The 17922-nt window shown below is 34.1% G+C and carries 11 protein-coding genes; 3 read left to right on the plus strand and 8 right to left on the minus strand.

The features are described 5' to 3' along the window. Position 1: 1 nt before the first annotated feature. Both CXF54_RS01525 and CXF54_RS01530 read right to left on the minus strand, forming a co-directional pair. A complete protein-coding gene (locus CXF54_RS01525; RefSeq protein WP_101202163.1) occupies positions 2-949 on the minus strand; it encodes an OmpA family protein in 948 nt (315 codons plus the stop codon). 184 nt (positions 950-1133) lie between these two features. Further along, entirely contained in the window at positions 1134-2687 is a 1554-nt protein-coding gene (locus tag CXF54_RS01530; protein WP_101202164.1) for an aldehyde dehydrogenase family protein, read from the minus strand. Between the two features lie 270 nt (positions 2688-2957). On the opposite strand from CXF54_RS01530, the gene CXF54_RS01535 reads away from it, so the two are divergent. After that, a complete protein-coding gene (locus tag CXF54_RS01535; RefSeq protein ID WP_101202165.1) occupies positions 2958-8531 on the plus strand; it encodes an Ig-like domain-containing alpha-2-macroglobulin family protein in 5574 nt (1857 codons plus the stop codon). A 27-nt stretch (positions 8532-8558) separates the two neighbouring features. Here the strand turns inward: CXF54_RS01535 and CXF54_RS01540 are convergent, their stop codons facing one another. Further along, complete coding sequence (locus CXF54_RS01540) at positions 8559-10364, minus strand: T9SS type B sorting domain-containing protein (RefSeq protein ID WP_101202166.1); 1806 nt, start codon at positions 10362-10364, stop codon at positions 8559-8561. 166 nt (positions 10365-10530) lie between these two features. Here CXF54_RS01540 and pbpC point away from each other — a divergent pair, with 166 nt between their 5' ends. Further along, a complete protein-coding gene (gene pbpC, locus CXF54_RS01545) occupies positions 10531-12882 on the plus strand; it encodes a penicillin-binding protein 1C (protein WP_101202167.1) in 2352 nt (783 codons plus the stop codon). 14 nt (positions 12883-12896) lie between these two features. Here pbpC and CXF54_RS01550 read toward each other — a convergent pair whose 3' ends face one another. Further along, positions 12897-13373 carry a CYTH domain-containing protein gene (locus CXF54_RS01550; protein WP_101202168.1) on the minus strand — a complete coding sequence of 159 codons (477 nt, stop codon included), beginning with the start codon at positions 13371-13373 and terminating at the stop codon, positions 12897-12899. 96 nt (positions 13374-13469) lie between these two features. On the opposite strand from CXF54_RS01550, the gene dinB reads away from it, so the two are divergent. Next, a complete protein-coding gene (gene dinB, locus CXF54_RS01555; RefSeq protein ID WP_090836877.1) occupies positions 13470-14573 on the plus strand; it encodes a DNA polymerase IV in 1104 nt (367 codons plus the stop codon). Here dinB and CXF54_RS01560 read toward each other — a convergent pair. The 4 genes from CXF54_RS01560 to rnc form a co-directional block, all read right to left on the minus strand. Then, positions 14570-14854 carry a hypothetical protein gene (locus CXF54_RS01560; RefSeq protein WP_090836878.1) on the minus strand — a complete coding sequence of 95 codons (285 nt, stop codon included), beginning with the start codon at positions 14852-14854 and terminating at the stop codon, positions 14570-14572. The genes dinB and CXF54_RS01560 overlap by 4 nt on opposite strands. A 251-nt stretch (positions 14855-15105) precedes the next feature. Further along, positions 15106-16548, minus strand: coding sequence for a pyruvate kinase (pyk, locus tag CXF54_RS01565; protein WP_101202169.1), 1443 nt, complete (start codon positions 16546-16548; stop codon positions 15106-15108). Beyond that, the gene (locus CXF54_RS01570; RefSeq protein WP_090836881.1) at positions 16548-17033 is read right to left on the minus strand and encodes an IPExxxVDY family protein; all 486 of its coding nucleotides are present in this window, start codon (positions 17031-17033) and stop codon (positions 16548-16550) included. The genes pyk and CXF54_RS01570 overlap by 1 nt, the downstream gene beginning before the upstream one ends. A gap of 138 nt (positions 17034-17171) precedes the next feature. Next, positions 17172-17918 carry a ribonuclease III gene (gene rnc / locus CXF54_RS01575; RefSeq protein WP_101202170.1) on the minus strand — a complete coding sequence of 249 codons (747 nt, stop codon included), beginning with the start codon at positions 17916-17918 and terminating at the stop codon, positions 17172-17174. Between the last annotated feature and the right edge of the window lie 4 nt (positions 17919-17922).

A 17922-nucleotide genomic window follows, 5' to 3' on the forward strand; every position in this document is an offset into this window, starting at 1 on the left:
GTTAGTTAATGGTTACGACAACGCGTCTATTTTTTGCTTTACCTTCTTCCGTTGCATTACTAGCAATTGGCGAGTCCGGTCCTTTTGATGCACTATTAATTTTATTGGCAGCAATGCCATTTTCTACTAAATAACTTTTAGCAAAATCAGCTCTTTCTTGTCCAAGTCTAACATTAGTTGTTCTACTTCCACTACTATCCGTATAACCTGTCACACTAAGTAAAGCGCCATCTACTTTATCCGTATACCTCACCATATCTGCTACTTTTTGACGTTGCGCTGTTGTTAAATAAATAGATGCTTCTGCAGTGTTAAAATATAAAACTAAAGGATCTGCTTTAATAGCCTCTCCTAATGCTTTTAACGCATCTGTTTCACTACTATCACCTTCTGTCATGGTATTAATACTATAGCCCAATGGTCCATGCAGTACGGCATTACTATCTGCTATAAAATTATCATCTAGTCTACCAAACGTATTTATGTTTTTAGACGACAGTCCTTTTGAGATTAAATAATTTTTAACAGTATTAGCACGTGCTAATCCAAGGTTAGGAAAAGCAGAAGTATTTGTTTCATCACTTCTAAAATGTCCAGTAATATCAATAGACTTATCTGGGTTTGTCCCTAAATAATCTACAAGTTTTGTCAATCCATTGTCCACCTCAACTGATAGTGGTTCTATGTAATGATAGTCTGATGTTTTGAAATTAATATTATCATTAATATCAAAACTTAAATTCCCATTTGCATCGCTTATAGCAAATGCATTCATGGTAGTATCTAATTTTGCAGGAACTTCACTCTTAGTTTCTATTGTATTGGCTTTAGAATTGGCATCTGCATCCGCAGTTCCAGTATCACAATTACAACAGAAAAACCAGTACAGAATTGTACCTAGAATAATAGTCAGCAAAATACCTAGAAGATAACCGGTTTTTTTACTCATTATGGTTTGGTTTTTAAGTTAATGACTATCAAGTTATTAAAAATTTAAAAACCTTTTAACATTTATTATGATTAAAACTAATTTTAGCCGAAAAAAATCGATAAACGACACAATTTGAGACCTTAAAACATAAAAAAGCCACATCTTTCGATGTGGCTTTAGTTCCGCGAAAGCGAAAAAAATATTATAAATCAAACTTAATACCTTGAGCTAAAGGTAATTCGTCTGAGTAATTAACTGTATTTGTTTGTCTTCTCATGTATACTTTCCAAGCATCAGATCCAGACTCACGTCCACCACCTGTTTCTTTTTCTCCTCCAAAAGCTCCACCGATTTCAGCACCTGAAGTTCCAATGTTTACATTTGCAATTCCACAGTCAGATCCTGCAAAGGATAAGAATTTTTCTGCTTCTTTCAACTCGTTAGTCATAATTGCAGAAGACAATCCTTGCGCAACACCATTTTGAGTATCAATTGCATTTTCTACATCACCAGAATATTTAATTAAATATAATATTGGAGCAAATGTTTCTGATTGTACGATTTCAAAATCGTTTTTAGCTTCAATAATAGCTGGCTTAACATAACATCCAGACTCATAACCTTCACCTTCTAAAACACCACCTTCAACTAATACTTTACCACCTTCAGCTTTTGCTTTTTCAATTGCAGCTAAATACGTGTTTACAGAGTCTTTGTCTATTAACGGTCCAATATGATTTTTTTGATCCAATGGATTACCAATTGTTAATTGCCCGTAAGCACCAACAATAGCATCTCTTACTTTATCGTAAACTGATTCGTGTATGATTAGTCTCCTTGTAGATGTACAACGTTGACCACAAGTACCAACTGCACCAAATACAGCACCAGGAACAACTACTTTTAAATCTGCTGTTGGTGTGATAATAATGGCATTGTTTCCTCCTAATTCTAATAACGATTTTCCAAAACGCTCTGCTACTGTTGCACCAACAATACGTCCCATTCTAGTAGATCCTGTTGCAGATATTAACGGAATTCTATGATCTGTTGTCATAAATTCTCCTACTTTATAGTCTCCATTTATAATTGCCGAAATACCTTCTGGTAAATTGTTTTCTTTTAAAACTGATGCAATAATGTTTTGACAAGCTACTGAGCAAAGTGGTGCTTTTTCTGAACCTTTCCAAATACACACATCACCACAAACCCACGCTAAAGCCGTATTCCAAGCCCAAACTGCTACAGGAAAGTTAAATGCTGAGATTATTCCAACAACACCCAAAGAGTGCCACTGCTCGCGCATAACGTGTCCTGGACGCTCAGACGGAATTGTTTGCCCGTTAAGTTGTCTTGATAACCCTACTGCAAAATCGCAGATGTCTATCATCTCTTGTACTTCTCCGTATCCTTCTTGTAAAGACTTACCCATCTCATAAGAGACTAACTTTCCTAAAGGTTCTTTTAACTCTCTTAATTTATTTCCAAATTGTCTTACAATCTCACCTCTTTGTGGTGCTGGCATTGCTCTAAAACCTTTAAAAGCTTCTGTTGCTTTAGTGATTACCTTTTCGTAATCGGCTTTAGTTGTTGTAGATACTTTTCCTATTAATTTACCATCTGTTGGCGAGTAAGATTCAATTAACTCTCCACTTCCAAAGTTATTTAAACCTGTCGATGTTCCTTCATTTATATCTTTTAAACCTAGTTGTTTTAAGGCTTCTTTTATTCCGAAATCAGCTGAAACTGCTTGCATATTATAATGATTTTTACGAATTATTTAATTTTTAGCCAATATACTAATATTTCATCGATTTTTTACGACTTTTATTAGGTTAAAATTGATTTAAAATTCGATTAAATTTAAGCCTTAATTTTTGAATTTTAGTCTTAAATTTACTCCTCGAAGTTATATTTTACCATAACTTTAACACACTCTAAAGCACTAATAATCAAAAACCAAACGTAATTAAATTAACAAGTATCTTCTCGTTAATTTTTTTAACCCTATAAATTGTCAACTTCTATGCAACCAAAATCGCTATTTACCATTCTTATTATTTTTTTACTAGCTCTTTCTTGTAAACAAAAAGACACCGAAACCAACAACCTTTTTAAGTTTAGAGATTATATTAGTTATACCACCTCTGGACGTGTCTCTATTGCAGATAATATCAAAATAAATCTTGCAAAGGATGTTGAAGGTTGGGAACCAGAACAAGCGTTAGACAATAGCATTTTTAGTATTTCTCCGCATGTAGAAGGTAAAGCACTTGTGGCTAATAGTCATTCCATAAGTTTTATTCCGGATGAAAATTTAGACGCTAACACGGAGTATACAGTTACTATTAATTTGGGCGAGTTATACAACTCTATTCCTTCAGAGTTTGGTAAATACACTTTCCAATTTAAAACTATTACGCCTAATTTTAATATTCAAACTAACGACTTACAATCCTATTCTAAAGAATGGCAATACCTTTTAGGAGTAGCAAAATCTTCAGATGTTATTACGTTACAGCAAGCCAAGCAATTGATATCTGCGACACAACAAGGCAAGGATTTAAAAATAGAATGGAATGAAAAAAGCATGCCTTCTAAATATTTCGAATTCAAAATAGATAGTATTAATCGCTTAGTTGAAGACACGGAAATACTTGTAAAATGGAATGGAAAATCAATCAAAGCAGATAACTCTGGAGAAAACACATTCCCAATTCCTGGAAAAAACAATTTTAGTATTTTGTCTGTAAACGTAGTTCAAACGCCAGAGCAATACTTGTCAATAAACTTTTCTGACCCTATAAAAAAACAACAAAATTTTGATGGCTTAGTGACTATTCAGAATAGTAAAAACCCAAAATTTATCGTTAATGGAAACGTTTTAAAAGCGTACCCAGAATCTAAAATCACAGGTAATGTACAAGTTGATGTTTTTCAAGGAATAAAAAATACAGACGATTATAAATTAAAAACACCTTTTAGCGAAACCATTGCGTTTGAAGATGTTAAACCACAAGTTAAACTAGTAAACAGTGGTGTAATACTACCTAATTCGCAAGATTTAAAATTCAATTTTGAAGCGGTTAACTTAAGCGCAGTAGATATCAGAATTATTAAAATCTATGAAGATAATGTTCTTCAGTTTTTACAAGACAATAACTTAGAGAGCAGTAATTCTAATCAAATAAGACGCGTTGGTAGACGTATCGCAAAACACACAATAACACTTATTGAAGACCCTGTAGAAAATGATGGTAAATGGAAAACCTATAGCGTTGACCTTTCTAAATACATCAAATCAGATCCTGGATCTATTTACCGTGTAGAATTAGATTATAAAAAAGCATACTCCTTATACGATTGCGATGCTAATGCCAATGTTAGTAGTAATGATGACGAGGACGATTATTATGAAGACGACTATTATTACGACGATTATTACGGTGATGGCGACTACACCTATACAGATACGGAAGACGAAGATTTAAAAGAAGAAGAATATTGGGACAACATCACTTACAGCTACCGCAATAACAACTACAATTGGAGAGAGCGCAACAACCCTTGTAATGATGCCTTTTATAACAATAAGGTTATTTCGCAAAATTTAATAGGCTCTAATTTAGGAGCTATTGTAAAAAAAGGAGCTGGTAACACCTATCATTTTGCTATTACAAACATCCTGAATACTAATCCGGAACCTGCGTCAAAAATTACACTTTACAGTTTCCAACAACAAGAATTAGCTTCAACATCTACAGATAGTGACGGGTTAGCAAAACTTAAAACAGATAAGCTTGCTGCTTTTGCAATTGTGTCTAAAGGTAATAATACCACTTACGTGAAATTACGTGACGGAAACTCACTGTCACTAAGTAAATATGATGTTTCAGGAACTACATTACAGCGTGGGCTTAAAGGTTATATATATACAGAAAGAGGTGTGTGGCGACCAGGAGATTCTATTCATTTAACTTTTATGTTAAATGACATCGCAAATAAACTTCCAAAAGAGCATCCTGTAAAGTTAGAAGTCACCGATGCTAATGGAAAACTTGCATTTAAAAATATCACTAATCAAGGCGTAGATAATTTTTACCAATTTAATATTCCGACTGCAACCGAAGATAAAACCGGAAATTGGAATGCTAAAATCAGTGTAGGTGGTGCTACATTTTACAAAGGACTTAAAGTCGAAACTGTAAAACCAAACCGACTTAAAATTAAAATAGATTTTGAAGATAAAGTACTTAAATCTAACGCACCATTAAACGGAAAACTAGCAGTAAACTGGCTACATGGCGCACCTGCTAAAAATGTAAAAACAGAAATAAAAGCTAAATTTACAACCTCTTATTCTAGTTTTAAAAATTACGAAGACTACCAATTTAGAGACCCTTCCAAAAAATTTAACACAGAAGAAATTACCATATTTGATGGTAAAGTAGATGCAGAAGGCTTGGCAGATGTAACCAAAAACTTAAGCATTGGAGAAGATGCACCAGGAATGCTAAACGCACAGTTTTTAGTTCGCGCATTTGAAAACGGAGGTGACTTTTCTATGGATGCTTTTACAATGCCATATGCACCCTATAACTCTTTTGTTGGTTTAAAATCGCCTAAAGGAAAAGCTTACGGTTCCTTTTTTACAGATGAAAACCACACCTTTGATTTAGTAACAGTAGACGACCAAGGAAACCCAATTAAGCGTAATAATTTAGAAATAAAAGTCTATAAAATTGAATGGCGTTGGTGGTGGAACTCGTCTTACGACAACCTATCACAATACACCTCTAGCAGCTATCACAAGCCTTTTTTAAATAGTAAAGTAAATACTAGTACTAGCGGTAAAGCATCGTTTGACATCAAAGTACCAGAAAACGAAGGCGGACGTTATTATATCACCATAAAAGATCCTATTTCGGGCCATATGACAGGGCGTACAGCATACTTTTATAAAGACTGGTGGAAACGTCAACCTTCTGGAGACAAAGAAGCTGCTAAAATGCTAGTGTTTGCTGCAGATAACGAAAATTATAATGTTGGCGAAACTGCAAAAATCACATTCCCATCAGGTACAGAAGGTCGTGCTTTAGTTAGTATAGAAAACGGATCTGAAGTCTTACAAACTACATGGGTAAAAACAAAAAAAGGAGAAACTACTGTAGATATCCCTATTACAAAGGATATGGCTCCAAATGTATTTATCAACATCTCATTACTACAACCACACGCTTCCGTTGCCAACGATTTACCGTTGCGTTTATTTGGTGTTATTCCGTTATTAGTAGAAGATCCAAATACGATATTAGAACCAGAAATTAGAATGCCAAGTGTGTTGCAACCTGAACAAGAATTTGAAGTATTTGTCTCAGAAAAAAACAACAAAGCCATGACCTATACTATTGCTATGGTGGAAGAAGGCTTATTAGACTTAACACGATTTAAAACACCAAATGCATGGCAATCCTTTTATGCAAGAGAAGCTTTAGGTGTTAAAACCTGGGATGTTTTTGATGATGTTATAGGTGCTTATAGCGGAAGCATAGAACAAGTTTTTGCTATTGGAGGTGATGGAAATGCTGCTGATGGAAAAAACAAAAAAGCAAACAGATTTAAACCTGTCGTTAAATTCTTTGGACCATTTAAATTAGAATCTGGTGGAAGAAAAACACATAAAATAAAAATGCCAAATTACGTTGGTGCAGTAAGAACAATGGTTGTTGCTGGTAATAATACGACTGAAGCATATGGAAGTACTGACAAATCTGTACAAGTCAAAAAACCATTGATGGTATTAGCAACGCTTCCAAGAAAATTAAGTCCAGGAGAAAAAGTAACACTACCAGTTACCGTTTTTGCAATGGAACCTAATGTAAAAAACGTATCCATTAAATTAAAATTAAGCAACGGAATTACAGTTGTTGGAGACCAATCCAAAGCATTGACTTTTGCCCGTCCAGATGAGCAAATGACTTATTTTGAATTAGACGTTAGTAAAGCAAAAGGCGTAAATACAGTAGAAGTTATTGCGACTGGAAATGGTGAGTCGTCAACTTATAAAGTAGAGATAGATGTCGAAAATGTAAATCCGATATCTTCTAAAAGTTTAGACGCGACATTAGATCCAAATGGGTCAAAAACAATAGATTTTACTACCTTTGGTGTCGTCGGCACAAATAGTGCTAGTGTTGAGTTTTCAACATTGCCTCCAATGGATTTTACTAGAAGATTACAGTACCTAATACAGTACCCTCATGGCTGTGTGGAGCAAACGACGTCTAGTGTATTTCCACAGTTATTCTTACAAGACATTTTTGATTTACCGTTTAATAAAAAGCAAGAAATACAAACTAACATAGAAAACGGAATCAAACGTTTAGGTCATTTTCAAAGACCAAATGGCGGTATGAGTTATTGGATTGGAGAAGGTAGCGCTAACGATTGGGGAACCAGTTATGCCGGGCACTTCTTATTAGAAGCTGAGAAAAAAGGATTTGTACTACCATTAACTTTTAAAAGTAATTGGATTAAATACCAAAAACAAGCTGCACAAAGTTGGAGACCAAGCTACAAAACATATAACTCGGACTTAGCGCAAGCCTATCGTTTATACACTTTAGCATTAGCCGGAAGCGCTGATTTAGGAGCTATGAATCGCTTACGCGAATTTTCAGAAATTTCTAACGAAGCCAAATGGCGTCTAGCAGCAGCTTATGCATTAGCCGGTCAAGTCGAAGCTAGTAATAAAGTATCTAGTACTGCAAACATTAATTTTAAGGCACAAAAATACAATTACTACACTTACGGTTCTGCTGACAGAAACAGAGCCATGGCATTAGAAACTATGATTTTAACTAAAGACAAACGCGCTAAGGATTTATCCGAAACTATAGCAAGAGACCTGTCTAGTCAACGTTGGATGAGCACACAAACTACAGCTTATAGCTTATTAGCAATGGCTAAAATGGTTAATGCTAATGGCGGTAAAGCAATGAAGCTAAGCTATACTATTAATGGTAAAACAGAAACGATAGACACTAAAAACGCCATTGCACAACGTCCTTTAATAGTTAATGATGGCAGCAACAATGTAACCATTAAAAACGAAAGAGAAAATGTTGTTTACGTCCGTATTTTAAACTCTGGAAAGCTACCATTAGGTCAAGAACTAGTTGAGCAAAGAGGGTTTACTACAAACGTTATTTATAAGGATTTAAAAGGTAATAGAATTGACATCTCAAAACTACAACAAGGTCAAGACTTTGTTGCAACAGTCCAAGTAACCAATACTAAAGATTATAGCGTTAATGATGTTGCGTTGACACAAATTTTTCCGTCAGGTTGGGAAATAGTAAACACCCGTTTTACAGCTTTTGGAGCGTCTACAACAAGCCAAGCAAGATTTACAGACATTAGAGACGATCGTGTTAATTTCTATTTTGACTTAGGTCCGAAAAAAACGAATACCTTTAATGTCATGCTTAACGCATCGTATTTAGGTCAATATTATTTACCAGGATTACAAGCAGAAGCCATGTATGACAATACGTTTTTAGTTAGAAATAAAGGACAATGGATTGTAGTGGAGAAATAATATATTCCCACGAAAGTGGTAAAAAAATTAACGTTTTAAAGTAAAATGACCAACACGACGTTGCCCATTAATTATTAAAACATACCAGTAATCTGATGTTGGTAAAGGACTTCCATTAAACGTACCGTTCCAAGCGAATGGTGCGTTTTTTGTGCTTTTTAGAAGCTTACCAAACCGATCAAAAAGATACACTTCTGATGTCTCAAAATGTGCTATACCTTTTAAATCGAAGGTATCATGATAACCATCGTTATTTGGTGTAAAAAACTGAGGGACGTAAAAGTGTAAAAAACGAGTGGTTACAGCATCTGTACAATTATTACCTTTAACATAAATAGTATATAGACCGGCTTCCATATCACTAAACACGTTTGAATTTTGGTAGTTAACACCATCTACAGAATACTGAAAATCACCAATATTACTAGTGTTAACTATAATGGCACTTTCAATGGACTCCACAGATTCTATAATAGGAATTTCAATTTGTGTTACTGTAAACGTTATAATAGTACTCAAACACCCATTTTCCACTTGAACAGCATAAACACCTGCTGTACCAACCTCTAAAAAAGAAGTTATCTCTCCTGCACCCCAAAGGTAAGTTGGACTAGTTATGGCTGTAAGCGCTTGAAGACTTATGTTTTCTCCTTGACATAAAGTTAAAAATTCTTCTTGGTTATCAATAGGTTGATCACCAAAAACATCCCAAGTACAAGATGTTGTATTAAAAATTGCACTTTCCCAACATGCCAAAACAGGCTGATTAGGTTGTACACCTGCAATATCCCAACTACAAGTTACCGTATTAAACGTAGTACTTTCCCAACACGCTAAACCTGTCGGAGCTATAGGTTGTGTCCCTGTAATATCCCAACTACAGGTTGTTGTATTTATAGTAGCCGTTTCCCAACATGCCAAAGTTGGAGCTATTCCCAAATCAGTAACAACCACTTCAAAAACTTCTGAAACCACATTACAAGAACTATTATTGACATTGGCTGCAGACTGCGCAACTTTTGCTCTGTAATACGTCGTTGTATTAATACCAGAAATAGTAATGTTTTGATTAATTTCTCCAATAATATCAGACCATATTGTCCCATCACTACTTTCTTCCCATTGATAAAAATGAGTACTAAAAACAGTATTATCGGGCGTTACAGTTAAGCTAGTGCCATACGGTGTTTGATTGCTACACAAATTAACGGTGGCATTATTAGACGCATCACTAATAGTAATATTATCACCGCAGCTTTTAAAAACAATATCATCAATAGCCAAGTCATTACCACAACCACCGACACCATTATTTTTCATTTTTAAAATAACAGAGGTTTGACCAGGCAATGTCTGAAACACCAAACCAAATTGCATCCAATTGGGCGTTGTAGTACTGCCAATATCTCCTGTACTTCCTGAAGCTAAAAGATTAGTATCCGTGTTATCCCAAATTTCAAAACTGACATTTATCGGAATTGCATTTGCACCACAAAAGCCGGTAGAAGGCGTTATATTTACTAACCACGACGAAAACTCATAAGTCGTATTAACACATAACCCGCTAATTGGAGTATTATAAAATTCGCCAGACGTAAAATCAGAATTAATTACCAGCATTTTCCCGTTAGTATCGTCAGGCGTATGATCAGGAATTGTAAACCAATCAAAATAATTAGTAGTGTTACTTACAGTGTAAAACCCATCATTTGGTTCTGCTCCGTTAGCGTAGGCATAAGTTGTTGTTCCTGCTGGTAAAGCACTTTGACCTGTACCGACTCCAAAATTTTCCGTAAAAATAGGGTCACCAGAATTTCCATTACAAAATCCCAATTGTGCTATCGCGATTTTTGTAGAAAAAAAAGCAACGCAAATTATGATTGTTTTAAGAGTCTTAAAGTACTTTTTCACGTTTATTATTTAAATAATCTTATCAAGTATAAATGTATTTATTTAAATTCACAATTATAAAAGCAACTAAACCACTTCTGTAGTGTTTATGTATAGGTTAATTAACTTTATTAAAAAAAACAAGATCAAATCCGTAGTGCTTTTAGCGCTATTACTAGCGTATTTACTCTGCTTACCTAAGCAACTTTTTAAAAATCCAACAGCAACCGTAATAACCAGTAATACAAACGTTTTACTTGGTGCACAAATAGCAAAAAATGGGCAATGGCGTTTTCCGGAAAGCGATAGTATTCCAGAAAAATTTAAAACTTGCATCATTGCTTTTGAAGACGAGTACTTTTACAAACATCCGGGATTTAATCCTATTTCAATTGTAAAAGCGCTCAAACAAAATGTTAGTTCTGGTCATGTAAAACGCGGTGGAAGCACTATTACACAACAAGTTATTAGACTATCTAGACAAGGTCAATCTAGAACTTATTTAGAAAAATTAAAAGAACTTATTTTAGCCACACGTTTAGAACTACGCTATAGTAAAGAAAAAATATTAGCATTATATGCTAGTCATGCACCTTTTGGCGGAAATGTAGTTGGAATTGATGCTGCTTCTTGGCGTTATTTTAATAGAAATGCTAACGATTTATCTTGGGCCGAAAGCGCTACACTTGCAGTTTTACCTAACGCACCAAGCTTAATTTATCCAGGGAAAAATCAAAAGCGATTATTAGAAAAACGAAACCGATTACTTAAAAAATTAGTAGACAATAAAACTATAGATGAATTAACATACAATTTATCTATTGCTGAAGGTTTACCGCAAAAACCTTATGCGCTACCACAAATAGCACCTCATTTATTGCAAACCATTTCAAAAACAAATAAAGGAGAGCGCATAAAAACGACAATAAAGAAACAACTCCAAGAGCAAGTAAATACCATTGTTTTAAATCATTATAACACATTAAAACAAAACGAAATTTACAATATCTCCGTTTTAGTTTTAGATGTTAAAACACGACAAGTACTGTCTTATGTTGGTAATTCTCCAACAGATAACAAACACCAAAACAGTGTGGATATTATCAATAAACCAAGAAGTACGGGTAGTATTTTAAAACCATTTTTATATGCTGCCATGTTAGATGCAGGTGATATTTTACCTAACACATTAGTGGTTGATATCCCCACTCAATTTGGAAACTACTCTCCAGAAAATTTTAATAAAACATTTGATGGTGCTGTACCTGCAAAACGTGCATTATCTAGATCTTTAAATGTGCCCGCTGTTAGAATGTTACAAGAGTTTGGTTTGGACCGGTTCCATCATTACTTAAAAGATTTAAACCTAAAAGATATTAGATACAATGCCAATCACTATGGTTTATCATTAATTTTGGGTGGTGCAGAAAGTAACCTTTGGGATTTATGTAAAAGTTATGCTGCCTTCTCTTCCACAATCAATCATTTTAACGACACATCAAGCGAATACTTTTCTAATGAATTTTGTGAACCCACGTATTTTGCTTCCAAAACGATAGATTTTGGTAAGAAATCTAACGAAAAAACAGTATTTGATGCAGCATCAATATACTTAACATATCAAAGTTTAAAAGAAGTCAACAGACCTGAAGGTGACGATAATTGGCAGTTTTTTGACAACTCAAAACAAATTGCTTGGAAAACAGGAACAAGTTATGGTTTTAGGGATGCTTGGGCAATTGGAACTACCAAAGATTATGTTGTTGGTGTTTGGGTTGGTAATGCAGATGGAGAAGGACGACCTGGTTTAGTAGGTGTCCAAGCTGCTGCCCCTATATTATTTGATGTTTTTAGTTTACTACCCAATAGTCAATGGTTTAAAAAACCGTTTGATGAAATGCAAGAGGTCGATATTTGCAGTGTTAGTGGTTACAGAGCTTCTGTTAATTGTCAAGAAACCGAATTACAACACATCCAATTAAGTGGTTTAAAAACAAAACCATGTCCATATCACACCTTAATACATGTGGATAATACAGGATCATTTCAGGTTAATACGTCTTGCGAAGATTTAAGTGGCATCCATACTAAATCATGGTTTATACTGCCACCTTTAGTGGAGTATTATTACAAAAAAAAGAATCCTTTTTACAAACCTTTACCACCTTTTAGAGCAGATTGCTTAGGACATGACGATGTCAACATGCAATTTATTTACCCTAAAAATGCAAGTACCATCTTTTTACCAAAAGACTTTAATGAAACGATTAATGAGTTGGTTTTAAAAGTAGCCCATTCTGAAAAAAGCAGTACTCTATTCTGGTATATAGACCAAACGTATATTGGTCAGACTACAGATATACATGATATTGCCATTATACCTGAAGTAGGCCCACACACCATTATTGTTGTTGATAATTATGGAAATGAACTAAAACGAAAGATTACCATTTCTAAATAAATGGCACACCAACACTACGCCTTATTCCAAGTAATAAATGGGTTATTACTTAATTGCGAATTATAATACCTAACATCTCCTGTTACCTCTTGACCCAACCAGCTTGGCTTAGTAAACTGTTCGGTTTCAGAATTTAGCTCTACTTCTGCTACGACTAAGCCCTTATTATCTCCAAAAAACTCATCAACTTCAAAAATATGCCCGTCCACTTTTACCTCGTAACGTATTTTATCAATAACACCTTCTTCGCATAATTGTAGTAATTGCTCAGCTTCCTCTTTTGGAATACTTTTTTCCCATTCAAACCGTGATAAACCACTACTAGAAGACGCTCCTTTTATTGTTAAAAAACCGTCGTCACCTTTTAAGCGCACTCTAACCGTTCTTTTTTTATGAGTGCTTAAAAACCCTTGAACAATTCTGCTATGTTTAAAAGCTTGATCTTTAAAAGCATTAGATTGGACTAAAAATTTACGTTCTATTTCTATCATTTTCACTTTCCGTGATCACGGAACTATTTTTATAGATTATTAATATTCTTTTTTTATTGAGATTACTGCCTGCGTAGGAATTAGTAAATTTACAAGATGCAAAACGATTTACCAATAAGAAAAATTATTCATGTGGATATGGATGCCTTTTACGCGTCTGTTGCACAAATGGATAATCCAGAATTAATTGGTAAAGCTATTGCTGTTGGTGGTGGCGGACCACGCGGTGTTATTAGCGCAGCAAGTTATGAAGCCAGGAAATTTGGTGTAAAAAGCGCCATGTCTGGACGCTTAGCTATAAAATTGTGCCCCCATCTTATTTTTGTAAAAACAGATTTTGAACGTTATAAAGAAATCTCTAACCGCATTAGAAAAATTTTTTATGACTACACAGATTTAGTAGAACCTTTATCTTTAGATGAAGCGTATTTAGATGTTACGGAAAATAAAAAAGGACATCCAAGTGCTTCCATGCTTGCAGAAGAAATTAGAACACGAATTTTTAACGAAGTTGGACTAACCGCATCGGCAGGTATTAGCATTAATAAATTTGTAGCAAAAATTGCCAGTGATTATAATAAGCCTAATGGTCAAAAAGTAGTTAATCCAGAAGAAGTTTTAGACTTTTTAGAAGCTTTAGATATTAGAAAATTTTACGGTATTGGAAAAGTTACCGCCGAAAAAATGTACCAAAAAGGAATCTATACCGGATTAGATTTAAAGTCTAAATCGCTTGCATTTTTAGAATCAAATTTTGGTAAATCAGGCACCTCATATTATTATATTGTAAGAGGCATCCATAATAGTCCGGTTAAACCGAACCAAATACGGAAAAGCCTAGCTGCAGAACGTACATTTAATGAAAACTTATCTTCTGAAGTGTTTATGCTAGAAAAACTACAACTTATTGCTGACGAAGTTGCCAAGCGTTTAAGTAAAAGTAAAGTAGCAGGAAAAACGGTTACTTTAAAAATAAAATATAGCGACTTTACACTTCAAACACGCAGTAAAACACTGCCTTATTTTGTGGCTGATGCTGCTGTAATTTTAGAAACTGCAAAGGATTTGTTGTATCAAGAAAAGATGAGCAACTCGGTACGATTACTAGGTATTTCTTTATCTAATTTAAATACTGTGAAAAAACCAAAAAAGACAGAAGAGGACAAAGCCATTAGTGTCCAATTAAGTTTTAGATTTTAGGCTACGGACAAAATACGTTCTAACGGAATAATAGTGGACGTTTTTAAAATTACATATTTTTCTGTCACACCCCAAATAGTAGTATTTACCCTTTTTAAACCTTCGTTATCTGCAAATAAGATGCGTACTTTTTCGTGTTCTATGTTTCCTAAAACCATGGCTCTAGTTAACGTTAGGCAACGCTCTGCTTTTTCTGTTTTAGATGCTAGTAATTCTTCTTTAGGAAACTTTAAATATTTAATCTCTTCTTTTTCTATTGTTTGTATCGCTAGGTTTCTCATGTTGTTTAATCTTTAGGGTTTAGTAGATTAAATTACAAAATCATTACGTATTAAACTAAAAAAAGCATGGATTTGATACTTTTTTAACACTTCTTGTAAGTGTTTTAAAACAAAAAACCAGCTATATCTCTATAACTGGTTTTAATTTATTTTACTAGCCTTTATTTTGCGTTAGGGATGGAACGGTTTGTCTGAGCTCCTCGCAGAGAGCGAGTAGTGACAGCGCGACCCTTGTGGTAACGCCCTAAAGATTAAAAGTTACAACTTTCAATTTCTGTTACTCTTAATGTATTTACCATTCCTTTATCTTGAATTGGCATGGCTGCTAAACTAATTAACATGTCGCCTACTTCTAAGAATCCTTTTTTACAAGCTATTGCATTTACGTCCTCTATAGTTTCGTCGGTGCTTACGTATTTATCATAGAAAAATGCAGTAACACCCCAAAGCAAACTTAACTGCGTTAAAATACGCTTATTAGAAGTAAATACTAAGATATGTGTGTTTGGTCTCCAAGCCGAAATTTGGAATGCTGTATACCCACTATTTGTTAATGTAGATATTGCTTTTGCATTAATATCGTTTGCCATATGCGCTGCGTGATAGCATATAGATTTTGTGATATAACGCTTAGTACGGATATGTGGTGGCGATTGCGGAACTTTAATTAAGTCTGAATCTTCTACACTTTTAATAATATTTGACATCTGGCGAATGACTTCTACCGGATATTTTCCAACACTTGTTTCTCCTGATAACATTACTGCATCTGCACCATCCATTACACTGTTTGCAACATCGTTAACTTCTGCTCGTGTTGGTGTTAAACTTGTAATCATTGTCTCCATCATTTGAGTGGCAATAATTACTGGTATTCTAGCACGCTTAGCACGAAGTACTAATTGTTTTTGTACTAATGGCACTTCCTCTGCAGGGATTTCTACTCCTAAATCTCCACGAGCAACCATTAAACCATCACAATAAGCTACAATTTTATCGATATTTTCTACAGCTTCTGGTTTTTCAATCTTAGCTATAATCGGAATTTTATGATCACTATGTTTTTTAATTAACTCTTCTAATTGCATTAAGTCTTCTGCATGACGCACAAATGATAATGCCATCCAGTCTACTCCAATCTTACATGCGAAAATAGCATCTTCGATATCTTTTTCTGTTAATGCAGGTTGTGATATGTTTGTATTAGGCAGGTTAACTCCTTTTTTAGATTTAAGTGGTCCACCTTGTATTACTTTGGCTTTTACTTCAGACACACCATCTGTAGATATAACTTCAAAATGTAATTTTCCGTCATCTAATAGAATACGTTCTCCTGGTTTTGCATCCTGAGGAAACTTATCGTAAGTCATGTAAACACGCTCCTTGGTCCCTTCAAAACGTTCTCCAGTAGCAAAAATAATTTCGTCTCCTGGATTAACAACAACCTCACCCTTCATGACACCAACACGTAATTTAGGACCTTGTAAATCTCCTAAAATTGATGCATTATAACCAAACTCTTCGTTTAGTTCTCTAATCATTTGTACACGTTCTTCAACGTCTTTATAATCTGCGTGAGAAAAGTTGATTCTGAATACATTAGCTCCTTCGTCTAACATACCTTTTAATACCTCTTTACTACTGGTTGCAGGTCCTAGAGTTGCAACGATTTTGGTCTTTTTTCTGTTTGGCATTAGTTGAATATTAAGTTGTCTTTAGATTTTAAGGTGTCTACATCTATTGTGTAAGCTGTAGCAACTTGTGGAATCTTTAGAATGTTATTTAAAATGATTTTTTCTTTATTCTGAAATTCGGTTTCGATTTTAAGCAAGAAATTGACTTTCTTATACTCTGGTAGCAAATAAAAATTAGTTGCTCCCGAAGTGTCTTCTCCAAATAACGAATTTGATTGCTGTTCTAAGTTAGTATATTGCACCTTGCATGTATTAGCTACCAAATGGTATGTAGTTAATTGTTTGCAGTCAAACCACTCAAAAAGCGCGTAATTTGTATTTAAACTTGGATTGGTAATATCATCCTTTCTCCTTTTAAGAGTAATATCCAATGCTCTGTTTATTAAAAATGCTAATCTATAATCTTCTATTACGCAATGAATTCCAATTAATGCGTAATGCTCTTCTTCTAAAAAGTCGTCTAAAGAGAGTTTTCGAATAGCCATTTTAATTACAAAATTAAATGTAAATATAGCATTTAAACACTAAGTATTGGTGTGTTTTACGTAATCTTAACATGAAATTATTACGAAAACGTTATAGTAAAGTACTGAATAATAAGAATTAAAGCGTTGTAGATTTATTTAAATAAATCCTGCTTTATTGATTTGAGATTGTAATGCAAAGTAAGCACGTTTTGATGCTTTTTCTTCTGCTTTTTTCTTAGACGTTGCTCTAGCTTTAGCTATAACTTTTTTGTCTAAAGATAATTTTACAGAAAAATGTTTAACATCGTCATTACCGGTATCTTCATACACATTGTAATCAAATACTTTTTTCTCTTTTTGACACCACTCAATCAACAGACTTTTGTAACTAATTACTTTGCCTTCTAATTTCTCGATATCAACGTAAGGATTAATGACGCGCTTTTGGATAAATTTATCGCAGTTTTTATAACCTCTATCTAAATAAATGGCTCCAATTAAAGCTTCAAAAAGATTACCATGGATATTATCGCCAAATTGGCCTTTAGGTATTTTACTTTCTACTAATTTAATTAATCCTAAATCCTTACCAAGTTCATTTAAATGCTCTCGACTTACAATTTTAGATCTCATTTTAGTTAAGTAACCTTCATCACCACCTGGTACTTCCATGTATAAATGATGTGCAATAACAGCGCTAAGCATAGCGTCTCCTAAAAACTCTAAGCGTTCGTAATTAATAATATGCCCTTTGTCATCTTTAATGTTCATGGAACGATGCGTAAAGGCAGTCTGATAAAACTTTAAAGTCTTAGGTTTAAATTTTAAAATCTTAGAAATAGCAATAAAAAAATTCCCATCTTGATTAGATTGGGAATTAAATATGTTACGAATTCTTTTCATTTAA

Origin of the sequence: Olleya sp. 1-3 (assembly GCF_002836085.1) — a bacterium.
Taxonomy (GTDB): domain Bacteria; phylum Bacteroidota; class Bacteroidia; order Flavobacteriales; family Flavobacteriaceae; genus Olleya; species Olleya namhaensis.